Source organism: Acinetobacter sp. ANC 3832, from assembly GCF_002135415.1.
Classification (GTDB): Bacteria; Pseudomonadota; Gammaproteobacteria; order Pseudomonadales; family Moraxellaceae; genus Acinetobacter.
The window spans coordinates 94,304-118,650 of the sequence record NZ_NEGJ01000003.1; the positions used below are offsets into that span (position 1 = coordinate 94,304).

At 36.6% G+C, this 24,347-nt stretch carries 24 protein-coding genes; 16 read left to right on the forward strand and 8 right to left on the reverse strand.

All coding sequences use genetic code 11. The features are described from left to right. Positions 1 to 134 precede the first annotated feature (134 nt). Positions 135 to 884 carry a YebC/PmpR family DNA-binding transcriptional regulator gene (locus B9T35_RS04860; protein WP_086190004.1) on the forward strand — a complete coding sequence of 250 codons (750 nt, stop codon included), beginning with the start codon at positions 135 to 137 and terminating at the stop codon, positions 882 to 884. A gap of 142 nt (positions 885 to 1,026) precedes the next feature. Here the strand turns inward: B9T35_RS04860 and B9T35_RS04865 are convergent, their stop codons facing one another. Both B9T35_RS04865 and B9T35_RS04870 read right to left on the reverse strand, forming a co-directional pair. Further along, complete coding sequence (locus tag B9T35_RS04865; protein ID WP_086190005.1) at positions 1,027 to 1,497, reverse strand: Lrp/AsnC family transcriptional regulator; 471 nt, start codon at positions 1,495 to 1,497, stop codon at positions 1,027 to 1,029. A 366-nt stretch (positions 1,498 to 1,863) separates the two neighbouring features. Next, complete coding sequence (locus B9T35_RS04870; RefSeq protein WP_086190006.1) at positions 1,864 to 2,628, reverse strand: glutathione S-transferase family protein; 765 nt, start codon at positions 2,626 to 2,628, stop codon at positions 1,864 to 1,866. A 396-nt stretch (positions 2,629 to 3,024) separates the two neighbouring features. On the opposite strand from B9T35_RS04870, the gene B9T35_RS04875 reads away from it, so the two are divergent. The 8 genes from B9T35_RS04875 to ychF all read left to right on the forward strand — a co-directional run bounded on the left by B9T35_RS04875 (position 3,025) and on the right by ychF (position 11,722). Further along, positions 3,025 to 4,230 (forward strand): SfnB family sulfur acquisition oxidoreductase, encoded by a 1,206-nt coding sequence (locus B9T35_RS04875; protein ID WP_086190007.1) that lies wholly within the window; start codon positions 3,025 to 3,027, stop codon positions 4,228 to 4,230. Positions 4,231 to 4,266: 36 nt separating this feature from the next. Further along, entirely contained in the window at positions 4,267 to 5,511 is a 1,245-nt protein-coding gene (locus B9T35_RS04880) for an SfnB family sulfur acquisition oxidoreductase (RefSeq protein ID WP_086190008.1), read from the forward strand. Further along, the gene (locus B9T35_RS04885; protein WP_086190009.1) at positions 5,511 to 6,956 is read left to right on the forward strand and encodes an LLM class flavin-dependent oxidoreductase; all 1,446 of its coding nucleotides are present in this window, start codon (positions 5,511 to 5,513) and stop codon (positions 6,954 to 6,956) included. The genes B9T35_RS04880 and B9T35_RS04885 overlap by 1 nt, the downstream gene beginning before the upstream one ends. A 55-nt stretch (positions 6,957 to 7,011) precedes the next feature. Beyond that, positions 7,012 to 7,893, forward strand: a complete 882-nt coding sequence (locus B9T35_RS04890) for a MetQ/NlpA family ABC transporter substrate-binding protein (protein ID WP_086190010.1) — start codon at positions 7,012 to 7,014, stop codon at positions 7,891 to 7,893. 10 nt (positions 7,894 to 7,903) lie between these two features. Beyond that, the gene (locus B9T35_RS04895) at positions 7,904 to 8,740 is read left to right on the forward strand and encodes a MetQ/NlpA family ABC transporter substrate-binding protein (RefSeq protein WP_086190011.1); all 837 of its coding nucleotides are present in this window, start codon (positions 7,904 to 7,906) and stop codon (positions 8,738 to 8,740) included. A gap of 11 nt (positions 8,741 to 8,751) precedes the next feature. Beyond that, positions 8,752 to 9,822: a methionine ABC transporter ATP-binding protein gene (locus B9T35_RS04900; RefSeq protein WP_086190012.1), complete on the forward strand. Its 1,071-nt coding sequence runs from the start codon at positions 8,752 to 8,754 to the stop codon at positions 9,820 to 9,822. Further along, positions 9,803 to 10,462: a methionine ABC transporter permease gene (locus B9T35_RS04905; RefSeq protein WP_086190013.1), complete on the forward strand. Its 660-nt coding sequence runs from the start codon at positions 9,803 to 9,805 to the stop codon at positions 10,460 to 10,462. Before B9T35_RS04900 ends, B9T35_RS04905 begins: the two co-directional genes overlap by 20 nt. A 168-nt stretch (positions 10,463 to 10,630) precedes the next feature. Further along, on the forward strand, positions 10,631 to 11,722 hold the full coding sequence (gene ychF, locus B9T35_RS04910; protein WP_086190014.1) for a redox-regulated ATPase YchF: 1,092 nt from the start codon (positions 10,631 to 10,633) through the stop codon (positions 11,720 to 11,722). A gap of 156 nt (positions 11,723 to 11,878) precedes the next feature. Here the strand turns inward: ychF and B9T35_RS04915 are convergent, their stop codons facing one another. After that, positions 11,879 to 12,418, reverse strand: coding sequence for a DUF962 domain-containing protein (locus tag B9T35_RS04915; RefSeq protein WP_086190015.1), 540 nt, complete (start codon positions 12,416 to 12,418; stop codon positions 11,879 to 11,881). Positions 12,419 to 12,522: 104 nt separating this feature from the next. On the opposite strand from B9T35_RS04915, the gene B9T35_RS04920 reads away from it, so the two are divergent. Both B9T35_RS04920 and B9T35_RS04925 read left to right on the forward strand, forming a co-directional pair. After that, positions 12,523 to 13,221 (forward strand): Crp/Fnr family transcriptional regulator, encoded by a 699-nt coding sequence (locus B9T35_RS04920; RefSeq protein ID WP_086190016.1) that lies wholly within the window; start codon positions 12,523 to 12,525, stop codon positions 13,219 to 13,221. Between the two features lie 538 nt (positions 13,222 to 13,759). Continuing rightward, positions 13,760 to 14,149 carry a hypothetical protein gene (locus tag B9T35_RS04925; protein ID WP_086190017.1) on the forward strand — a complete coding sequence of 130 codons (390 nt, stop codon included), beginning with the start codon at positions 13,760 to 13,762 and terminating at the stop codon, positions 14,147 to 14,149. Positions 14,150 to 14,300: 151 nt separating this feature from the next. Here B9T35_RS04925 and B9T35_RS04930 read toward each other — a convergent pair whose 3' ends face one another. Next, complete coding sequence (locus tag B9T35_RS04930) at positions 14,301 to 14,786, reverse strand: hypothetical protein (RefSeq protein ID WP_139842004.1); 486 nt, start codon at positions 14,784 to 14,786, stop codon at positions 14,301 to 14,303. Between the two features lie 105 nt (positions 14,787 to 14,891). Here B9T35_RS04930 and B9T35_RS04935 point away from each other — a divergent pair, with 105 nt between their 5' ends. The 5 genes from B9T35_RS04935 to dapC all read left to right on the forward strand — a co-directional run bounded on the left by B9T35_RS04935 (position 14,892) and on the right by dapC (position 21,447). Beyond that, positions 14,892 to 15,647: an AzlC family ABC transporter permease gene (locus B9T35_RS04935; protein ID WP_086190018.1), complete on the forward strand. Its 756-nt coding sequence runs from the start codon at positions 14,892 to 14,894 to the stop codon at positions 15,645 to 15,647. Next, positions 15,637 to 15,984, forward strand: a complete 348-nt coding sequence (gene ygaH, locus B9T35_RS04940; RefSeq protein WP_086190019.1) for an L-valine transporter subunit YgaH — start codon at positions 15,637 to 15,639, stop codon at positions 15,982 to 15,984. The genes B9T35_RS04935 and ygaH overlap by 11 nt, the downstream gene beginning before the upstream one ends. A 337-nt stretch (positions 15,985 to 16,321) precedes the next feature. Continuing rightward, the gene (purT, locus tag B9T35_RS04945) at positions 16,322 to 17,542 is read left to right on the forward strand and encodes a formate-dependent phosphoribosylglycinamide formyltransferase (RefSeq protein ID WP_171264218.1); all 1,221 of its coding nucleotides are present in this window, start codon (positions 16,322 to 16,324) and stop codon (positions 17,540 to 17,542) included. Between the two features lie 44 nt (positions 17,543 to 17,586). After that, entirely contained in the window at positions 17,587 to 20,253 is a 2,667-nt protein-coding gene (gene glnD, locus B9T35_RS04950; RefSeq protein ID WP_086190021.1) for a [protein-PII] uridylyltransferase, read from the forward strand. Positions 20,254 to 20,277: 24 nt separating this feature from the next. Then, the gene (gene dapC, locus B9T35_RS04955) at positions 20,278 to 21,447 is read left to right on the forward strand and encodes a succinyldiaminopimelate transaminase (RefSeq protein WP_086190022.1); all 1,170 of its coding nucleotides are present in this window, start codon (positions 20,278 to 20,280) and stop codon (positions 21,445 to 21,447) included. Between the two features lie 39 nt (positions 21,448 to 21,486). On the opposite strand, the gene B9T35_RS04960 is transcribed toward dapC, so the two are convergent. The 4 genes from B9T35_RS04960 to msrB form a co-directional block, all read right to left on the reverse strand. Next, on the reverse strand, positions 21,487 to 22,107 hold the full coding sequence (locus B9T35_RS04960) for a LysE family translocator (protein WP_086190023.1): 621 nt from the start codon (positions 22,105 to 22,107) through the stop codon (positions 21,487 to 21,489). A 308-nt stretch (positions 22,108 to 22,415) separates the two neighbouring features. Continuing rightward, entirely contained in the window at positions 22,416 to 23,273 is an 858-nt protein-coding gene (locus B9T35_RS04965) for an AraC family transcriptional regulator (protein ID WP_213033352.1), read from the reverse strand. 33 nt (positions 23,274 to 23,306) lie between these two features. Continuing rightward, positions 23,307 to 23,789, reverse strand: coding sequence for a glutathione peroxidase (locus B9T35_RS04970; RefSeq protein ID WP_086190025.1), 483 nt, complete (start codon positions 23,787 to 23,789; stop codon positions 23,307 to 23,309). Beyond that, positions 23,786 to 24,205: a peptide-methionine (R)-S-oxide reductase MsrB gene (gene msrB / locus B9T35_RS04975; RefSeq protein ID WP_086190316.1), complete on the reverse strand. Its 420-nt coding sequence runs from the start codon at positions 24,203 to 24,205 to the stop codon at positions 23,786 to 23,788. The genes B9T35_RS04970 and msrB overlap by 4 nt, the downstream gene beginning before the upstream one ends. Between the last annotated feature and the right edge of the window lie 142 nt (positions 24,206 to 24,347).

The following is a 24,347-nucleotide window of genomic DNA, read 5'->3' on the forward strand; positions in this document are numbered from 1 at the left end:
ATAGACGAAACTCCATTTTTTTACGATTAATGAATAAATCGAAAATCAAAGCACTTTCTCAGAAAAAAGAGCTTATGGTAGAATCACTGCAAATTGATATGGCATAAGGCCAATCTACAAGGAGCATATTTCGCATGGCGGGTCATTCCAAGTGGGCTAACATTAAGCATCGTAAAGCAAAACAAGATGCTAGCCGCGGTAAAGTTTTTACAAAATACATTCGCGAGCTTGTAACTGCCGCTAAACTCGGCGGTCCTGATGCAGCAAGCAACCCTCGTCTACGTGCTGTAGTTGAAAAAGCGCTATCTGTAAACATGACTCGTGATGTGATCAACCGTGCCATTCAACGCGGTGCTGGTGGTGAAGATAATGATGATTTAAAAGAAATCACATACGAAGGTTATGGCGTCGGTGGTGTTGCTGTATTGGTTGAAACCATGACAGATAACTTAAATCGTACTGTTCCAGACGTTCGTCATTGCTTTTCTAAAACCAATGGTAATTTAGGTACAGCTGGTTCAGTCGCATATCTATTCACGAAACGTGGTGAGATTACTTTTGAAGATGTTTCTTTAGAAGATAAAATCATGGATGTTGCGTTAGAAGCTGGTGCTGAAGATATTGAAGTAAGTGAAGATGAAATTTTAGTCATCACCACACCTGAAAGCTTTGGTGATGTTCAAGATGCATTAAGTGCTGCTGGCTTAAAATCTGATAATGCAGAAGTTATTATGAGTCCATCAACGAAAGCTGAAATCAATGATGTTGATCAAGCGAAACAAATCTTAAAAATGATTGATATGTTTGAAGATCTTGATGATGTTCAAAACGTCTATACCAATGTTGAATTCTCGGATGAAGTCTTAGCTCAACTTGATGAATAAGAAATAAATTAAAAAACGCACGATTTCGTGCGTTTTTTCTTTCTAAATTTAAAAATATTGACCATGCGTCATAAAGGTTAATAAATTTTTATCTATCATCTAATAAGAAATAAATGATAAATGAAGTTAAATTTAGATCTCTTTAAACTCGACTTAATAAACCATTACAGTTAAAGACCTTATATTGCTTAATCACAAAACTTGAATGCAGTGCTACGACATGCTCTATTTTACCAATTCTTTTGAGTAAAATTTCACTATAGTTTTCCATGTCTTTCGCAACTACTTCTACTAAAAAGTCTGCCGATTGCCCTGTCACTAAAAATGCATTAATCACTTCGGGAATATTCTCAAGTTCTTCTAAAAATTTAGAAAAAGTATCAGTATCATGTTTACTTAGCGATACTTGTAAAATGATATGTAATTTAAAGCCTAATTTTTCATAATTAATATCGCGCTTTAAATTGGTCATCAGATTGATTTCGATCAGATGCTTAATACGACGATGCACCGAACTCACCGACAGACTAATCCGTTCAGATAACTCATTTAGATTAATATCTTCATAACTTAATATTTCTAGAATTTGTTTGTCGTAACGATCAAGTTCCATCACCAGCACCTTTATTATTGTCCATGTAAAAATCAATCAATAAAATAATTGATTCACTTCATTAATAAAGTATTTACTTATTCATTTCCACTATTTTTGAAAAAAAATTTCACTTTACTGGATATTTGTAATAATTATCAATCATAACTGAGCTAAAGTTATTTTAAATTTTCATTATTTCTATTTATTTGATATTTTGGACACATTACGTATCCTTATATAAACATTCACAGGCTTCTATTTTTTCCCTGCAAGAAAAAATTAAAAGGTTTTATATAACGTCTCATAAAAAAGGTAATTTCCGCTTCTTTTTTTCAAGCCTATGCAAGAGATCTAAAAACGAAAATATGATTTAAACAAAGCCTTCTACATCCCACGCCAATCTACACGTGCATTACGTTCAGTCGCATAAATACGCTGTACATATTGTCCTAAAGGAAGGCTGAGAAAATTATTTTTATAAGCGAGAAATTCCTCTGATTGAATTTCACTTGTATCATTTTCCCACGGCGTACCATTTAGCTCTAACAATGGAGCAAGCATTGAACATACGGCAATATCAGCTAACCCTAGGCGATCACCAACAAAATAACGGCAATCATTTTTAATTAAATACTGATTAAGCTGGTTAATAATAATATCCATTTGCTTTTTAGACTCGGCAACTTTTTCTGCATCTAATTGATAATTTTTAGAGATTAAGCTTTTTAAGATAGGTTTAGAAAACTTTTCAAATTGGCGTAAATAGCCTTTTTCACCAATCATAATCTCAATAGGCTCATCACTAATAGACAAAGTGAGGGCTAAACCCCAACGTCGTACATGCAAGCCAAGCTCATTCGCCATTGAATCAATTTCAAGCGCTTTTTCACGAAGCTGTGCATCAGAGCGTAATAATGCATGTTCAGGATAAGTATCATCTAAATACAATGCAATTTGAGTAGAATCAGCAATCCATTTATCGCCATCTTTTAAAATAGGTAACTTATTCTGCCCTGTTTTAAGCTGCGTAAAAGCACGATGAATTCCAGGAATTAAGTTATGCGCAGTAAAATCCAATTCTTTATGATCTAACAACCAACGTGCTTTTTCACAGTAATGCGAGAGTGGGAATTGGTACAACGTACGCATGTAGTCTCCAAGTTATTTTTTTAATTAAAAATTTAGATAAATCTAAAAGTTAAGATTAATCCTGAACAATCCTGTTTACTTTAGACATTCATTACCTGAATTACAATGTACTTTTTACGTCAATCGCTCGTCATATGACCCAATACTGATTACTGCAGTTATATCTGTTTCTTTATTCTTTATAAACCAAAGGAATAACGTTACACATCGAAAGTTAGCACTCAGTATAAAATTTTTAATTAAATAATAAATTTCAAAATGTTAGCTTAGGTTTAATTTAAGAAAACTTTGCTATTTTTATACTAACAATAATTTTAGATAAGTTAAGCATAATAGTTCGTTTAATTTTTACCATAATATTGCTTAGTTTTTGGGTATCTATTGAAAGGTGCCAATATGTCCAGTTTGAACTCCTCTACCTCAGCCTATGTGATCCAAAACGATCAACAAGCGATTAATGCAGCTTACCAAGTTGCTGATTTTGCTTTGGTAGAACGAAATATACGTGATCAACAGCGAATTTTACCTGTTGATGTCATTCAAGAACTTAGTCGTAAAGGATTAGGCGCAATTCGTATTGCCAAAAAATATGGTGGTGCTGAAGTTTCAAATAAAACACTTGCACAGGTTTTCCGTATTTTATCTAAGGCAGATGCCAGTGTTGGACAGATTCCACAAAATCAATTTGGCTTGTTAAATGCCATTGAAAATATTGCCAATGAACAGCAAAAACAGTTTATTTATACTGAAATTTTAAATGGTAAACGACTTTCCAATGGTGGTCCTGAACGCAACACCAAAGACACCCGCACCATTGAAACACGTTTAGAACATACCAACGGTCAATATCTTTTAAATGGTGAAAAGTTTTATTCAACAGGTTCATATTTTGCTGATTGGTTGGCAATACGCGCAATTCACCCAGATGGTCATATTGTTTTAACTGTTATTGATGCAAAAGCTGACGGTGTTGAAATTGTTGATGATTGGGATGGCTTTGGACAACGTACAACAGCCAGTGGCACAGTCCGTTTAAAAAATATTGTGGTTCACCCAGATCTTATTATGGATGAAAAACCACTTGCCGATATTTCAAAATATCGTGGTGCTTACTCACAACTTCTTCAGGTTGCAATTGATGTCGGTATTGCAGAAGCTGCTTTTGCAGATACCTTATCTGCAATCCGCAAAGCCCGTCCCATCATTGATGCCAATGTGGATAAAGCCAGTTTTGAAGCGTATACCCTACAAGAAGTCGGTAAGCTCAATATCCTACTCGATGCATCCATTTTATTGCTAGATGAAGCCGCAGAATATTTAGATCAATTAGATTCACAAGATATCGTCAGCCCTGAACAAGCTAGTAAAGCATCCATTATCGTTGCTGAAGCAAAAGTCTATGCCAATGATGCAGCATTGCTTATTTCTGAAAAATTACTTGAATTGGGCGGTAGTCGTTCAAGTCTAGAAATACATAACCTCGATCAACACTGGCGTAATGCTCGTGTGCATACCTTACATGACCCTGTGCGTTGGAAAATTCATGCCATTGGAAATTACTACTTAAATGGCACACAAAATCAACGCCATGCGTGGATTTAAAGTTAAAAGACATTTTTAGTCATCAGGGGAATATATATGACAACTTATCAAGACATCAATAAAACACTGGATATACTCAATCAGTCATTTGCACATGCACATATTATTAAAAGTGATGAAGAAGCTTTAAAAATCGCGCAACAACTAAGTCAACAATTTAAAGAAAATGCAGTCCTTCGTGATGCTGAAAGAATTTTACCTTTTGAAGAGATTGAAGCATTTAGTCAATCAGGATTATGGGCAATCACTGTGCCTCGACAATATGGTGGCGCAGATGTATCGAGTCATACGGTTGCTAAAATAATCGCATTATTCAGCGGTGTTGATGGCTCTATTGGGCAAATTCCACAAAACCATTTTTATGCATTGGAAGTATTACGCAATACAGGTACAGAGCAACAAAAGCAAAAACTGTATAGCGAAGTGCTCCAAGGCGCTCGTTTTGGCAATGCGCTCGCTGAATTTAAGACCAAGACCGCTGCACAAAAACATACTCAAATTAGTCAAACTCAAAATCAAAACAGAAACGGTTATGTAGTCAATGGGGAAAAGTTCTATTGCACGGGCAGTCTATTTGCCCATCGTATTCCGACATTAGTCCGTGATGCTGAAGAACGTGAATATTTAGCTTTTATTTCTGCCGATGCACAAGGCTTACAACGTATCAATGATTGGTCAGGCTTTGGACAAAAAACTACAGGTAGTGGCACAGTTAAATTCAATCAGGTTTATGTTGAATCTGAATATGTCATCCCTTTTGATACCGCATTTTTTGAACCTACGCTCGTTGGGCCATTTGCACAAATTATGCATGCTGCTATTGAAACAGGCATTGCTCGTGCAGCATTTGAAGAAACAATTGAACGAGTTAAAAAAGCACGTGCATGGATTGATGCCAATGTTGAACATGCAGACCAAGACCCACTGACAATTTATGAATTAGGTCGTGTTGCTGCTGATGTGCGTGCAAGTGAAGTCTTGTTAAAACAAGCGGCTCAATCTATTGATGCAGCAAAACCACAACCTACAGTTGAAAATATTGCTAAGGCTTCTTTAGATGTGGCTAAAGTCCGTGCACACAGTACAGAAACAGCTTTAAAAGCTTCATCCAAGCTAATTGAACTTGCAGGAAGTCGTGGTAGTCAACGTGCTGATGGTTTAGATCGACATTGGCGAAATGTACGCGTGCATACACTGCACGATGCATCACGCTGGAAATATTATTTTATTGGAAACTATGTATTAAACAATATTCTTCCACCACGCAGAGGGACATTGTAATGACAAATACATCTCAACATACAGCACCTAAAAAACAAATCTTACTCAATGCTTTTGACATGAACAGTGTCGGCCATATCAATCACGGCTTATGGACCCATCCGCGTGATGAATCTCATCGTTTTAATGAGCTCAATTACTGGACTGATCTCGCTAAGACCTTGGAGCAAGGTTTATTTGACGGTCTGTTTATCGCAGACATTACAGGTGTTTATGATGTTTATCAGAATGGTCTAGATTTAACCTTAAAAGAGTCCATTCAACTCCCGAGTCATGATCCTTCCACCTTAATTTCAGCAATGGCGGCGGTAACCCAAAATCTAGGTTTTGGTGTGACCGTAAACCTAAGTTATGAAACACCGTACCAATTCGCACGGCGCTTTGCGAGTTTAGATCATCTTACACAAGGTCGGATTGGCTGGAATATTGTGACGGGTTATTTGGACAGTGCTGAACGCTTGATTGGGCAAAAAGGTTTAAAAGATCATGACTTACGTTATGAACAAGCTGAAGAATTTTTAGAGCTTTGCTATAAGTTTTGGGAAGGTTCTTGGGAAAATGATGCCGTACAAAAAGATAAGCAAAAGCGTATTTTTACCGACCCACAAAAAGTGCATCAAATTAATCATCAAGGGCGCTTTTATCAAAGCCAAGGTGTTTTCCAAGTTTCACCTTCACCACAGCGTACCCCTGTACTCTTTCAAGCAGGTGCTTCACCACGCGGTTTAGCATTCTCCACACGTCATGCGGAATGTGTCTTTATTGGGGGGGACCAACCTGCAAAAATCAAACAACAAGTGGATAAGATTCGAGAATTGGCTGTACAGCAAGGCCGTAATCCAGAAGATATTAAAATCTTTGTGGGAATCACAGTGGTTACAGCAGAAACAGATGAATTAGCTCAAGAGAAATTAGCTGAATATGCCCGCTATGCAAGTCCAGAAGCAGGTTTAGCACATTTCTCAAGTTCAGTCGGTATAGACCTATCCAAATATGCTGATGATGAGGCCATCCCATATCAACAAACCAATAGTATTGCTTCAGTCAATAATAAATTTAAGGAAAACCAGATCACGCCTAATGATCTTAAAGCACAGCATCAACTCGGTGGTCGTTATCCACTGATTGTTGGAAGTGGTGAAACAATTGCTGAAAAATTAATTCAGTTGATTGATGAAACAGGTATTGATGGTTTTAACCTAACGCGCACTGTTGCGCCTGAATCACATCATGACTTTATTCATTTTGTTATTCCTGAACTGCAACAACGTGACAGATTTAAAACCAAATATGAAAGTGGTTCTTTACGCAACAAAATCTTTAAACAAGGTGATCATTTAACAGAGCAACACCCTGCTGCTGATTTTCGATGTCAAAATTCAAATCATAACAACAAACATCAAAACGGCATCGAAATGGCAAATCAGCAAAAGCAAACTGCCTAAATAACCTAACCAGTAAATATGATGAATTGAATAATTTCACATTAAGGGGTATCACATGTCTCAAATAAACTCACCTGCAGATGGTAATCCATCCTCAAAAACAGGCTCCAAGAATAAATTTATTTTGCTTGGTGTGATCATTATTGCAGTGATTACAGGACTTTTTTATTGGAACCAACATAAAAAAGCCAGTTCAGAAGAAATCACCATTGGTATTAGCCCACCCTTTGCCAAGCCTTTACAAGTTGCAGCAGAGGAAGCAAAGAAACAAGGGATTCATATTAAACTGGTGGAGTTTTCGGATTGGAATACTCCAAATATCACACTGAATCATGGTGATATTGATGCGAACTATTTCCAACATCAACCCTTTTTAAGCAATGCGCTAAAAGAAACGGATTTTAAACTAAAACCAATTGCAACAGGTGTTGCAACACATGTGGGCCTATATTCTAAAAAATATGATTCTTTGGCTGCTGTACCTGAAAATGCACGTGTCGTGATTCCAAATGACCCAGTCAACCAAGGTCGCGCACTGTTGCTTTTACAACAGGCAAAACTCATCACCTTGAAAGATCCGAATAACCATTTATCAAACTTACAAGACATTACCTCAAATCCTAAAAACTTTAAATTTATTGAAGTTGAAGGACCTCAAACTGCGCGTGCTATAGATGATGCTGATTTAGTATTTAGCTACCCGCTTTATTTACGTCTTGCAAAAACCATTGATCCAAACAAAGCATTATTACTCGATGATAATACTAATAAACGTTATGCCATCTTGTTTGTTGTAAAAGATGACTATGAGCAAAAGCACCCAGAAAAAGCCAAACAGTTAAAAGAGTTCATCAAAATTTACCAAACTTCGGACAAGGTCAAACAGGCTTTAAATGATGATATTGGTGAAAATTTATGGTTTCCAGGTTGGAAATAAGGAGTAGCCCATGTCTCAATTTCCCAAGCTCAAAAACAAAAACCTGCTGATTGGTCTCGCTGTTGTGATTGTGTTATTAGGACTATTTACCTATCGTTATGTGCAAAATCAACAAAAGGATAATGTGCTCACGATTGGTATTAGCCCACCTTATGCCGAATTACTACAAACGGTTGCCAAAGAGGTAGAGAAAGATGGTATCCATGTCAAACTGGTCGAATTTTCAGATTGGCAAGCACCCAATGTTGCGGTACAAAACCGTGACATTGACGCTAACTTTTTCCAACAAAGTGTATTTTTAAAGAATGCCATTAAGCAAACCCATTACGATTTGCATGCTTTTGGTACAGGTAGCGGCAGCCATGTCGGTTTATATTCAAAACAGTATCAATCCTTAGATGCGTTGCCTCAGAATGCACGTGTTGCCATTCCAAGCGACCCTGTTAATTCTGCTCGTGCTCTGATTTTGTTACATCGTGCTGGATTAATTCAAATCAAAGACATCAACAATGAACTTTCAACACTTCAGGATATTATTTCAAACCCAAAACAGTTGAAATTTTTAGAAGTTGAAGGTCCACAAACGGCATTAGCTTATGATGATGCAGATCTAATCTTTGGTTTTCCACATTACTTAAATCTGGCAAAAAAAGCAGATCCGCATAGTGCCCTGTTTTTAGATCCCATTGATAAAAAGTACGCCATTCTTTTTGTAACACGTACCGATTATCAAGACAAAAATCAAAAGTTAGAGAAATTTATTCAAGCTTTCCAAAACTCACAACAAGTTCGAGATATTTTAGATAAAGATTTCGGCAAAGATATGTGGTTTGCAGGCTGGAAATAAGGAGAATAGAAATGGTTAGTTTCGGTTCACAGGTTGATTTTTCAGCTCCGCATATCAAAATTCGTGATTTGAATAAATTTTATGATGGGCAAGATCAACACATTCATGCGTTAAAAAATATCAACTTAGATATTCCTCAAGGCAAGATTTTTGGCATTATTGGTAAAAGTGGCGCAGGTAAATCTTCTCTAATCCGAACATTAAATGGCTTAGAAAGTATTTCAGAAGGCAGCATTCATATTCATCAACAGAACTTGGCTGAACTCAGTCATGCTGAGTTGATTCAAACACGTCAAAGAATCGGGATGATTTTTCAGCATTTCAACTTAATGTCTGCCAAAACAGTTTGGGAAAATGTTGCATTACCCTTAAAAATTGCCCATGTCGATAAAGCTGAAATTGAAACACGTGTCAATGATGTATTAGAACTGGTCGGATTGGGAAATAAAGCGCATAACTACCCTTCACAACTGTCTGGTGGTCAAAAGCAGCGTGTTGGTATTGCTCGTGCACTGGTGCATCATCCTGAAATTTTATTGTGTGATGAGGCAACATCTGCGTTAGATCCTGAAAGTACCTCAGTGGTTTTATCCTTACTGAAAAAAATCAATCGAGAATTGGGAATTACCATTGTTTTAATTACACATGAGATGCAAGTGATTCGTGAAATTTGCGATCAAGTGGTAGTGATTGAACATGGTGAAATCGTTGAGTCAGGACAAGTCTGGTCAGTGTTTTCAAGGCCTCAGCAGAAAATCACACAAGAATTGTTAAATTTAGAACAACTCGATTTGCCCTTTCAAATTCATGCAGAATTGCAAGAAGATTCAACCCATAGCATTTTTAAACTACGTTATGAAACAGATCCGAAAAGCTCACCTAATTTAGTTGAACTTTTTCAGGTATTTGATAAATCAGTACATCTGTACCAAAGCCATATTGATAACATACAAAACCATTTGATTGGGACGTTGATTGTTGGTACTGAACAAACTCATTTAGATCTTCATCATTTACAAGAAAAATTGAAACATCACATTGCGCAAATAGAGGTACTTGGCTATGCAAGACCAACTCATTGATTTATTGCTGACAGGAACCATCGATACCTTACTGATGGTTGGCGTATCGGCTTTTGTTGCTTTTTTAATTGGCTTACCTTTGGCAGTCATTTTGGTCAATACTTCTGAACAAGGGATTTATCCATCTAAAAAGATCAATCATGCCTTAGGCACAGTGATCAACATTACTCGTTCTGTTCCTTTTTTGATTTTAATGGTGGCACTGATTCCTTTAACACGTTGGATTGTCGGAACCAGTTACGGCGTTTGGGCAGCAGTTGTTCCACTAACTTTAGCAGCAACACCATTCTTTGCGCGTATTGCAGAAGTAAGTTTACGTGAAGTTGATCAAGGTCTAATTGAAGCGGCTCAAGCGATGGGATGTAACCGTAAGCAAATTGTCTGGCATGTGCTTTTACCAGAAGCTTTACCCGGTATTGTGGCAGGTTTTACAGTCACCATTGTCACCATGATTAACTCTTCTGCCATTGCAGGTGCGATTGGTGCAGGTGGTTTAGGTGATATTGCCTATCGTTATGGTTATCAACGCTTTGACATGCAAATGATGTTTGCCGTCATTGTCGTCTTAGTCGCTTTAGTTATGATCATTCAAGCATTTGGTGACAGTTTGGCTAGTCAGTTAGATAAAAGGAAGATCTAAAAATATATATAGACAGAGGTTATATCTCATCGGTATCGCCTCTATCTCTCAAAATAGAATTTTAATAATCGCTTGGAAAAATTTAATTCTTAGGTCTTAGACCTGACTTTACCTCGGCTTTCATGTAAAATCAGCCACAATTTTATATAACACTTTGTGAGTCATTTCATGGGTTTTAATTGTGGTATTGTTGGCTTGCCTAACGTTGGTAAATCTACCCTTTTCAATGCATTAACCAAAGCTGCAATTGCCGCTGAAAACTTCCCATTTTGTACCATTGAACCAAATACAGGCATTGTACCTGTACCTGACCCACGCTTAGATAAACTTACTGCTATTGTAAAACCACAACGTGTGATTCCCACAACGATGGAATTTGTGGATATCGCAGGCCTCGTTGCTGGTGCATCTAAAGGCGAAGGGCTGGGTAACCAATTCCTTGCAAACATTCGTGAAACTGATGCGATTGCTCACGTTGTACGTTGTTTTGAAGATGAAAATGTCATTCACGTAAATGGTAAAATTGATCCATTAGATGATATTGCAACCATCAATACTGAACTTGCATTAGCAGATTTAGAAACTGTTGCTAAAGCAATTACGCGTTTAGCAAAATCTGCAAAAAGTGGCGATAAAGACGCGGTTGCGACTAAAGCTGTTTTAGAAAAAATTCAACCAATTTTGGATGAAGGTAAACCTGCTCGCGCTGCTGATCTTGATGATGATGAACGTAAATTGGTTCGTGGTTTTGGTTTAATGACATTAAAACCAACCATGTATATTGCTAACGTTGCAGAAGATGGTTTTGAAAATAATCCACATTTGGATGCTGTTAAAAAATTAGCGGCTGAAGAAAATGCAATCGTCGTTCCGCTTTGCAACCAAATTGAAGCTGAAATTTCATTACTTGAAGATGAAGATCGTGCTGAATTCCTTGAAGCAATGGATATGGCTGAACCCGGTCTAAATGTGGTGATTCGTGCAGGTTATTCATTACTTGGCTTACAAACTTACTTTACAGCTGGCGTACAAGAAGTACGTGCTTGGACTGTAAAAGTAGGTGCAACTGCACCTCAAGCTGCGGGTGTAATTCATACAGATTTCGAAAAAGGCTTTATTCGTGCTGAATGTATTGCTTATGATGATTTCATTCAATATAACGGCGAAGCTGGCGCTAAAGAAGCAGGTAAATGGCGTTTAGAAGGTAAAACTTATATCGTTCAAGATGGCGATGTTTTACATTTCCGTTTTAATGTTTAATTCTTCTGCATCATTATCTATAAAAGCTTTTAAGTTTACTTAATCGATAAAATACAAAGCCTTTATATAAAAAGCTCCGATAAATTCGGAGCTTTTTATATTCTTAGTTTCAATTCTTCATTGCATTCAATATTTTAAAAATGCAATCAATAAACCTTAACTTGATACTGAGTGCAGATTCTTACTTTCCATTTCTGCACGTTGCTTTCTCGCTTCAATCAACATCCGTTCCTCTAATGCCTTGCGAAAGCCCAATAAAAACACAAACTCAGCCAAAACAAATAATGGACCTATCGCTAATCCAACAATATCATCCATAAAGGCAGGCTTTTTCTTCTCATAGAAATGCCCAATAAATTGAATTGCCCAACCCAATACAAAAATACCAATACTTAAAGCCAACCACATCGTCAGATCCAACTGTGCAATTTTATATGCAAACGGATAACTCATAGCAAAAATAATCAGCATGATCAAACCAAAGATTCGATCTAGACTTAAATAATAAAGCGTAGTAACGACAATTAAGATCAGAGACAATGTAATATCAAAACCCGATATAGACACGCCTAATCTTGCGGTCAGACACATGATCGAAAACACAATCAATGGAATACCAATAAAGTGTGTGAGTACATTTTTTTGATCTAAATGATAAGCAGCATATTGGCTCAACAACTGTTCTAGTTTTGTCATGATATTCATGCTTGTTAAACTTATATTTTGACTATATAAAATAATGATAGAAGCAGTTGTCAATTAGCCGACAGTTGAATGAAAAATATGAATAAGGATAAATCGTGCTGGATATAAGCTATTTAAAATACTTAGAAAATAATATTTGGTTTTCTCAGCTCCCTGAATTATTCAAACAATTTATTTTGAATCATGCTCAGCATCACCACTATGAAAAAGAACAAAAGATCTTCCATACAGGTGATTTATTTAATGGTATTTATGCGGTTTTAGAAGGTGCTGTTCGGTTAGGATATATTGATATTAATGGCAATGAAGCTGTTGCAGCTATTGTTGAACCGATTATGTGGTTTGGTGAAATTTCTTTAGTTGATCATCAACCTCGTTCTCACGATGCCATCACCGTACAAAAATCTATTATCTTGCATCTTCCAAGTGCCGATATTGAAAATTTATTGCAAAAACATCCAAAATTTTGGTATCACATCGCACAACTTACCAGTCAAAAACTTAGATTCGCTTTCTTAGAATTAATTTCAATTCAAACTCAAACCCTAACGCAACGTTTAGCTCAGCGCTTACTATTTATTTTAAATGGTTATGGAAGTCACTTAACCATTGAAACCAATATGATACATGTATCACAGGAGCAATTAGCTCAGATGCTCACTTGTTCACGACAAACCGTGAATCAAGAGTTACAACAATTAGAAAAACTTGGATTATTAAAAGTATATTTTCGAAAAATTGAAATCCTCGATTTTGCACATCTTCATCAAATTGCCCATTCAGTTATTGAATAGTGCTTTTTCTTCAGCAATCAAAAACCTTAGGAACAAACTTCATCCCATTAAAATTTTTGTGCATTTCTTCTTAAGTAATGTAATAGCTAAAATCTTTACTTTTGCTGAGTCCTAAAATGCTATCTTTTTGAAAATACGTCAGCGTATTAGAATCAATACCATCTAAAAACAAAGAAGCAAACTACTTAATAATTGATAAATGTGATTAGCATTTGTCTCTTCAGCTTTTTCAATGATAAAACTCATACATTATTCTCTTTAAAATTTCTTATAATTGTTTTACACAAGCGTTATCATCAATACATTATTTATTCACAATTAAATTTTAAAAAAAATGCTAAGCCATTAAAACTTAAAATAATAATTTAAAACCCTTTTATATTTATAGATTAAACTTAAATGTAAATTAAAAATGTCATTAAACTGCAAGAACACTATAAATGATTGCTTTAATTAACAACTTTTTTCTTTTCAAAATTGCTCTGTCATATTACATTTTAACTTAGGTACTAATGCCTCGTTATAAAAAGATAAGACAATGAAAAAAATGACTACGGTATTAACAGCGGGTTTATTTGCAATGCTCAGCGCTTCAGCATTTGCATGTCCTAAAGGTCAAACTTTACAAGGTGGTACGGGTCCACATCATAAAGGTGGAACTTGTGTTGTTTCATCAGGCGCAGCAAAAGCAGCAACCAATGCCAAAGACACTGCTGTAAAAGCAAAAAATGATGCCGTTAAAGCCAAAGATAAAGCAACAATGGCAGCAACAACTGCAGGTAACATGACATCAACACAAGTTAAAAAAGAATCTGCAATGACTGCTCAAAAAGCAGCAGACAAAGCAACAATGAAAGCAAGTACAGCTAAAGATGCTGCAACGAAAGCCAAAGCAGACGCTAAAGCGGCAACAACTGTAAAACCTTAATTTAATTCAGTAGATTTATTGCATACTGCTTTTAAATTTTTCTTTATTAGAAAAAACTAGCGAAATGTCTACGAAATTCTAAATAACTACTCATTCAAAAAAACGAGACTTAATGGTCTCGTTTTTTATAGACCCGACTTTTGATTTTTATTTAGAAAATATTGTTATTTGCTTTGGTATTTCCTAATGCTGGGTGATCAATTGCATCCTTACATTGTGCTTTATCACGTTCATAATCACTCTGTCTTTGAACCAATTGCCCATCTTTTTCGAGTGTCGATCTTGCCCATGAATCTAAGCTGGTCAACGCTTTTCGACACAATGCATATTTACCTTCTGTCACTGAATCTGTCATTTTGACATTAATACGCCAATCTGTACTCAGTTTACGAACGGGTTTACGGACTTTTTCGTCAATTAAGTTCAATTGTTTACGATAGATAAATGGATCTACCTCATTCATCAGCTTCCATGCTTCATTTGCATAAGCTGTTGCATCATTGGTGAGTTTGGGTGCTGCCTTAATTTCTACCTTTTTCGTTTCATCCGTTGAAGTCGATTCACTACACGCCTGTAATCCAACCATACTGATGATTGCCATCATGATTAAACTCGGTCGTGCTATTTGAAAAGACATATTTTTCACCCAAACCAATAATTCGTTCGGCACTATGCTAGTAAATTCGGTTAGAATACACAATCAGTTTTACCTTTTGTTTTCATCTCCTGAATTAGGTGTATCGTGTCTGAGCACAAAACTCCTCCTGTCCAACCAGCTGGCTTTTGGCAAGGCGCGAAAGATAGCCAAGCTATTATTTTCACCTACTTGCCTGTTTCTTTTGCATTTGGTGTCTCTGCAACTCAATTTGGTTTTACACCTTGGGAAGCATTATTTCTGTCTTGTTCAATGTATGCAGGTGCAAGTCAATTTCTAGTGGTTGCATTATTAGGCAGTGGCACATCGATTTGGATGACTGCGCTTACTGTAATTGCATTGGATATACGTCATTTACTCTATGGCCCTGCTTTACAAAATCTCATTCAAGATCGTTTAAACCTTAAAAAAACAGCAATCTGGTCTTGGGGATTAACAGACGAAGTTTTTGCCAGTGGTATGATTAAACTATCTCAGCGCCGTCAAGAATGGTCAGAATCTTGGATGTTAGGTCTGAGTTTATTTAGTTGGTTGTCTTGGGCGCTTGGGTCTTTTTTAGGTGGTTTATTTGCAGATCAATTCAGCCATTTACCTCAGTTTTTACAAGCAGCACTTGATTTCTTACTTCCTGCACTCTTCTTAAGTTTTTTATTGGCAGCCTTTGAAAAAAAATACACCTTAGTTGTTGCCGTCAGTCTCGTTGTATCAGCAATTGCTTGTTATTTTATTAATTTATCTGCTGCTATTTTTATTGGAATTACCTCAGGTATTCTCGCAGGCTTATTTAAACATTATGTACTGAAACAACACGATGAACAATTTGGAGAGCAACATGAGTCTTGAGATTATTTTAGTCGGCATTCTTGTTGGTATCGCAAATTTTGCTTCACGCTTTGGACCTTTTTATTTCATCCAAAAGCATCAACAGCACACTCAAAAACGTGGTGCAGTTTGGATTAAAATCGCTTTAGGTTCGATTGGTATTGCAGCCATCAGTTCAATGCTCGTGGTTGCAACACTCCCTCCACTACTTGAAACACCCAATAAAAGTTTTGCGATGTTTGTTGGATTTGTAGTGCTTACGGGCTTATATTTCAAGTTTAAACGTATTGTATTGGCGACTTTAACAGCAGCTTTGGCATATGGTTTGGTGTATACCTATGTGCCTTTTCATTTTTAATCAGATACCTATGTAAAGTTCAATCATTAGGTTACTTATATCATATCTTTTAATGTTTCCTTTACAGAAAAAGAATTGGTTAAATCATAATACAAAACACTTATTCTTTCATACAAACTATCTTTAAATATTGATTCAAAATCATTTACGAAACGAACTAAATAATCGCTATTTAGTTCGTATTGATACACTTAAAGAAAGTGATTCAAAACATATTAATCTAACAAAAATATAAACCTACACTGCTGTTAGACAATATCATTATTTTATGTGAATCAAGGCTTAACACTTGCGCTAGTTCTGCTATGCTTAAAGTCCATTATTACATTTCGCATGGATGATTCACATGAGCGTAACAATTGGTACTCCACTTCAATCTTCTGCTTTTAAAGTTCTATTACTCGGTTCAGGTGAATTAGGTAAAGAAGTGGTGATTTCATTACAACGTTTAGGTGTGGAAGTTCATGCTGCAGATCGTTACGACCATGCTCCTGCAATGCAAGTTGCCCATTTTTCTTATACTTTGAATATGGCAGATCCAACCGAATTAAAAGCACTCATTGAAAAAATAAAACCCAATTTAATCGTTCCTGAAATTGAAGCCATTGCGACACAAGTTTTAGTTGAAGTCGAAGAACAAAACATTGCAACAGTCATTCCATCTGCCAAAGCCGTGAATCTCACCATGAATCGTGAAGGTATTCGTCGTTTAGCTGCAGAAGAGCTGGGTTTACCGACCTCTGCTTACCGTTTTGCAAGCAGCTTAGAAAGCTTCCGTGCTGCGTGTGATGACATTGGATATCCAAATTTTGTCAAACCCGTGATGTCTTCTTCTGGCAAAGGTCAATCGCGTGTTAAAGAGTTTTCAGAAGTCGATGCAGCATGGGAATATGCTCAAACAGGTGGTCGTGTAAATCAAGGTACAGTGATTGTTGAATCACAAATTGATTTTGATTTTGAAATTACCTTACTTACCGTACGTGCTAAAAATGCTGAAACAGGTGAAGTTGAAACCCATTTTTGTGATGCGATTGGGCATCGTCAAGATGCGGGTGATTATGTAGAAAGCTGGCAACCTCAAGCGATGACTGAAACCGCTTTACAAGAAGCCAAACGCATTGCCAATAAAGTCACTGTTGCTTTAGGTGGCTGTGGTATTTTTGGCGTAGAACTGTTTGTCAAAGGCGATAAAGTATGGTTTAGTGAAGTGTCTCCTCGTCCACACGATACAGGTTTAGTCACGCTTGCATCACAATTCCAAAGTGAATTTGAATTACATGCACGTGCTATTTTAGGCTTAGCTGTGAATACCACACGTCATAGTACAGCGGCAAGTGCTGTGATTTATGCAGGTGTTGATGCGAGTGATTTGTCTTATAGTGGCTTAAATCTTGCATTAGCTCATCCAGATACAGACTTACGTCTATTTGGTAAACCTGAAGGTTTTAAACGTCGTCGTATGGGTGTTGCAACTGCACGAGCTGAAAATACAGATCAAGCACGTAAGCTTGCCCAAGCAGCAGCAGATGCCGTTACAGTCAATTTGACGACTCACTAATACTCGCTGAATAATTCATTGATAAATTTGCGGACAAATCATACATGATCAATACTACTCCTCTGCTCTCTTATGTTTCAAATGACCACGACATTAAAGCGATTAACCAATGGCGTACAGATGTTGAAAAGCAGTTACAGGATAGTTTTGATTTAGGTCACCCCATACGTGAGATTGTCCGCACTCGTTCAGATATTATTGATGAAGCGCTGATTTTCCTCTGGAATCATGCAGGGCTTGATCAAACCAATTTGAGTTTATTTGCTGTTGGTGGTTATGGTCGCCGAGAAATGTTGCCGTATTCCGATGTAGATATTATGGTACTTTCGGAAGAAGAACTCAGTGAAGCATATGAAAAAAAAGTGACCTCATTTATTTCTTCATTATGGGATGTCGGTAATTTCAAACCGGGTGTGAGTGTTCGCACAATTCGCAGTTGCTTTGAAGAAGCCACCAATGATTTAACAGTTGCTACAGCACTGATTGAAGCCAGAATTATTACAGGCAATCAACACTTAGCCAAATGGCCACGTCGTGTAGTGTCACAGACTTGGACAGATAAAACTTTTTTTGATGCAAAAATGGATGAGCAAGCACGCCGTTATGCTCAAAATAACAATACCGAAAGTAACCTAGAACCTGATATTAAAAATGCACCGGGTGGTATTCGAGATATTAATCAAATTGGATGGATAGCAAAACGTCATTTCCGTGTCAATCGGATCTATGACCTTGTTCATTTGGGCTTTATTTCTGAATTTGAACTGGGTGTACTTGAAGAAGCTGAAAATTTCCTTTGGGAAGTTCGCCATCATCTACATCGTTTAACCAAACGTGATGAAAATCGTTTATTATTTGATTATCAACGTGAAATCGCTGCAAAGTTTGGCTATACCCGTGAAGACAATCACCATCCAAACTATCCAATTGAACAGTTCATGAAGCGTTATTATCGTACTGCACAACAAGTTTCAACGCTCAATGAAATGTTGTTGGCTTACTTTAATGAATCGGTGATTACGCCACGTTTACCCAATTATGAACGTCAAATAGAAAATATTAACGATCATTTTAAAATTGTGGATGGCAAGCTTGCAGTACAACAGCATAAAATTTTTGCTGAAAAACCGAGTGCAATTTTAGAAATCTTCTATTTATTGGCAAACCGTCCTGAAATTGAAGGTATTCGTGCACGCACCTTACGTTTACTGATTCTTGCAGCCAAACGCATTGATACAAATTATCGGAATAACCCTGAACATCAAGCCTTGTTTATGGCGATTATTCGTTCGCCATATCGCTTGTATGAAACTCTTGTTGCAATGAAACGCTATGGTGTTTTGGGCAATTATATTCCTGCGTTTGGGCAAATTTTAGGTCTAATGCAATATGATCTATTCCATATTTATACTGTAGATGCACATACCCTTTTATTGATTCGTAATTTAAATCGCTTTAAAGAACCTGAATTTGCCAAAGAATATCCAGTAGTCAGCTCAGTATTTCAACGCTTAGTACGCCGTGACATCGTCTTACTCGCAGCTCTATTCCATGACATCGCCAAAGGTCGTGGCGGTGATCATAGTGAACTTGGGGCAATAGATGCCATCAATTTCTGTCGTGCACATGGCTTTACTGAACGTGAATGTCATCTGGTTGCATGGCTTATTCAAAATCATTTATTGATGTCTATTACAGCTCAGAAAAAAGATATTTCCGACCCAGATGTGATTAAAGATTTCGCAGAAAAACTCGGTGATATGGAGCATTTAGATTATCTCTATACCTTAACAGTCGCTGATATTAATGCGACTAATCCAAAGCTTTGGAATACTTGGCGTGCTTCATTAATGCGTCAACTTTATACCCATGCACGTGATGTGATTCGCACAGGTTTAGGTCGCCCTGTTGATTATCAAATGCTGATTGAAGACACTAAATTTGCAGCCAGTGAAATTTTGGTAGATGAGTTTCCTTTAGATCAAGTCGAAAAAGTTTGGCAAGAACTGGGCGATGAGTATTTTCTTAAAGAGACTGCAGATGAAATTGCTTGGCATACTCGTGCTATTTTACAACATGGTCATAATTCTGCACCATTAGTACTCATGCGTGCGCACCGTAAAGCGGCACAAGATGCAGTACAGATCTTTATTTATACGCAAGATCAACCTAACTTGTTTGCAACAACGGTCGCTGTACTGGATAAAATGAATCTGGATGTTCAAGATGCGCGCATTATTACCGCAAGCACATCATTTAGTTTAGATACTTATGTGGTATTAGACCGTTTTGGTACGTTATTAACAGATCCTGAGCGTGAACTGACGGTGAAAGAAGCACTGGTTAAAGCATTGAGTAATTCAGATGTATACCCTGGTTTGATGCAACGTAGAATTCCACGCCAATTACGCCATTTTGATATTGAAAATACTGTTGATATCACGCTCAATGAAGCGCTACAACAAAATATGGTTGAAATTTCAACACTAGATCACCCTGGGCTACTTGCCAAAGTCGGTGGTTTATTTATGATGCAAGGATTAGATATTCATTCTGCTAGAATTGCCACACTTGGCGAACGAGCAGAAGATATTTTCTTTGTCACCAAAAAGGACGGCGTGCCGATGACAGACGAAGAAACTGAAATTTTTGCAGTGCAATTAAAAGCTGCATTAGATGAAGCTTCTAATCAAGTCTCTAGCCACCATTAATTTTTTTAGATTGGTAATTGTTTCATGAACTCTAGTTTGTCTTTATTACATCCTTATCCATTTGAAAAGTTGAATCAGCTTTTTAAGGATGTACAACCTGCCGATTTACCTTTGATTCCGCTTTCAATTGGTGAACCTAAGCATCCTGCTCCAGAGTTTGTGAAACAAGCGATTATTGATAATTTTCAGCATCTATCGACCTATCCAAACAGCAAAGGCTTACCTGAATTACGTCAAAGTATTGCAGATTGGCTAACTCGTCGTTTTAATTTGAACTCAATCAGTGCCGAAGATCACATCATTCCTGTGACTGGAACACGTGAAGGTATTTTCTCTTTTGTTCAAGCTTTAATTAATCGTGATGAAGCACCCTATGTGGTCATGCCTAATCCGTTTTATCAAATTTATGAAGGTGCAACACTTTTAGCAGGTGCAACGCCCTACTTAATTAATTGTACTGAAGAAAATCATTACTTAGGTGATTTTGATGCTGTTCCTGCCGAAGTTTGGGAAAAAACAGCATTGCTCTTTGTATGTACTCCGGGCAATCCAACAGGTGCTGTACTTTCTAAAGAACAATTTAAAAAGCTGATTGCACTGTCAGATCAATATGACTTTGTGATTGCTTCTGATGAGTGCTATTCAGAATTATGGTTTGATCAAGCACCTACTGGGCTTTTAGAAGTCTGTGCGGAGATGGGACGTGACGATTATAAAAATTGCATCGTATTCCATTCACTGTCTAAGCGTTCAAACTTACCAGGAATGCGCTCAGGCTTTGTTGCAGGTGATGCAAACCTACTTAAACCCTATTTGAAATTCCGTACATATCACGGCGCAGCAATGCCTGTACAACATCAATTGGCATCAATTGCAGCATGGAATGATGAAAGCCATGTTGAAGAAAACCGTAAATTGTATCGTGCGAAATTTGAATTATTTCAAAATGAATTGGGTGGACTACTCCCCTTACAAAAACCCGATGCAGGTTTCTACTACTGGCTAAAAGTAGATAATGATGAAAATTTTGCCAAAATGTTGATGGAAAAAGCCAATATCAAAGTTCTTCCGGGGCGTTATCTATCCCGTGAGACAGAACAAGGCAACCCAGGTGAAAATCATGTGCGTATGGCTTTGGTTGCAGATATTGCACAGTGTGAACAAGCGATTCAGCGTTTAAAGAATATTCTTTAATCTTTTAAAAAGCCTCTAACGAGGCTTTTTATTTTTTCTTTAGCTATAAATTAATAAAAGTGCAAAACCAATAAAAAAACTACCTGAAAGATAATACAACCATTTTGAATACGTCCTAATAAAGTCTAAACATTTCTTTTGGTTCAATAATTTAACTAAAAAAATATTCCAACCCAAAACAACGCAGACCATCCATATACTCATGCATGCTTTCTGAAACCCGTTAAATTCAGTACTTATAAGTAGCATCAAACTGCTATAAAACAAAATATTTTTAGGATTAACTAGACTGGATTGTATTCCTAAAGCCATATATTTAGTCAAGGATACTGTTTTAGACTCTACTTGATCATTTTCGATTTCAAATGCATTTGCTGAGTTTTTAGCATATAAAAAGCACTGTACAGCTAAATACCCCAAATAAACGGCTCCACCCCATTTCAAGTATTTCAAAAATTCAACACTCGATTGATCTAAAAAGAATAAAACATTGAAAACCAATACAAGAATGATGGCATTACCCAATGCAATACCAATACAAACGAATTGAGCCGCTCGCTTTCCCTTGTTTAATAAGCTTGTAAATATAAGGAAAAAATCTGGCCCAGGTGAAAGTAAAGCAATAAAATGCGTGAATGCAATAAATAAAAAAAGTTCCATGTCTATCCTCAATCATCAGGGACAGCTTAGAAAAAATAAAATGCTAATTATTGTATTAAATTGCGCACTTTAATAAATATCATTCATCAACAGAGACATCATCTATAAATTTTATATAAATGAATTAAAGCTTTTATACGATGAATCTAATAAGGTTCTTGCGAAAGTCGAAAATGAACAAAATTTTATAAGCAGAAATTGCATTTGATTAAGATTGAATTTCCCTTCTCCCTAGCCCTCTCCTTAAAAAGGAGAGGAAACATTCATTATAAACAAATCCTGATTAAAATCTGACTTATGCAAGAGGTCTAATACGTAAATTGAGTTTGATATTGCTTAGGTGTAATACCCGTATGTAATTTAAAAACTCGATGAAAATGACTTTGGTCAATAAAACCTAAATCAACAGCAACCTGAATAATCGGTTCACCACATTTTAATAAACTTCGCGCTTGATTCACCTTATGATTCAATTGGTACGCATGCGGTGTTAAACCTAAATTATTTTTAAATAGACGGATAATGGCATATCTACTTATTCCCATTTTTTGGGATAAAGTTTCTAAGCAAACAAATTCTTCTTGTGCATTTAAAGCATCAAGTAATAGATCTAAATGTTGTTGATAATATCTAGGTAAATCTAAAGGCTTCCACTCAAATTGAGGCAATAAAACTTGTGTTAAAACTTCAATTAAATATTGCTCTTTTTCGAGTACTGAAATATTGGGATCAAATAAAATATGATTGAGATGAGTAAATGATTGATATAAATACGGTGTTTTTATAATTTGCGGTGTAAGTTGCGGAAAATTTCTTGAAGGTGGAATTGTAATATCAGCATTCACGGACTCTTGCGTTAACTCTGCAATTAAGTTTGCGATCCAATCCGCATCTAAATGCATCATTTGATAGCTCCATGCTTGGTTGGGCAATGGATTACACGAATGTTGAATTTGTGCAGGAATAATCACCAAAGAACCCGATTCAATTTTTTCTTCTGAACTAAAACGGCTACTAAATCTGCTTTCTCCTACATCTACAGCACCAATTGAAAATGTCGGATGACTATGTGCTTTATAACAAATACGACTTCGACATGCCCTACGTGTTTCCACATAAGGCATGTTCGGATGGCTCCAAAACTCGACTGTTGGTTCTAAACTCATTCTGAACTCACAAGACGTGTTTTAAAATATTCATTACTCTGCCAACGCTTTTTCAATATCTGCTTCTAACTCTTCAGGTTTTGTTGTCGGCGCATAACGATTAATGACTTCACCTTTTTTATTGATTAAAAATTTAGTGAAATTCCACTTAATGCCATTACCTAAAATCCCTTTACTATTATTGGTTAAATAACGAAAAATAACATGGGCTTCAGGTCCTTTTACATCAACCTTGGCAAACATTGGGAATGAAACGCCATAATTTCTTTGGCAATACTCTCCAATCTGTTCATTTGAACCTGGGTCTTGTCCACCAAATTGATTGCAAGGAAAACCCAGTACTTCAAAGCCTTGATCTTTATATTTTTCATATAATTTTTCTAGCCCTGCAAATTGTGGGGTAAATCCACATTTACTGGCTGTATTTACAATCAATAAAACTTTGCCCTGATAATCAGACAATGCTTTATTTTCCCCTTCTAACAATTCAGCATCAAATTGGTAAATACTTGTCATGGATAGGTTTCCTCATCACTTTTTTCTTGTGTTTTTAATTCTAATGAAGCTGAGTTTACACAATAGCGTAAACCTGTCGGTTGTGGGCCATCTTCAAAAACATGCCCCAAATGAGCATCACAATGATGACATTGTATTTCTGTGCGCACCATCCCGTGTGAGCCATCATCATGTTCTTCTACAGCCCCCGCATTGACCGGCTTATAGAAACTTGGCCAACCGCTTCCACTGTCATATTTCGTATCCGAACTAAAAAGTTCTGTCCCACAACATCGGCAAACATAAGTACCCGCTTGTTTGGTATTCCAGAACTTCCCGGTGAATGCAGGTTCAGTCCCTTTCTGACGAGTAATCTTAAATTCCTCGGGTGATAACTCTCTTTGCCATTCTCGGTCTGTTTTATTGAGTTTTCCCATCATTAACTCCTTTAAATCTTTGACATTCAATGTCATGCTTCAGTACTTCCATATTTACGCTAGAGCTTGGAAAATTTCTAGCTAAATTTCAACATAGATTGTGATATTTCAGTAATCTATTTTTAAAAACTCAAAATAATTG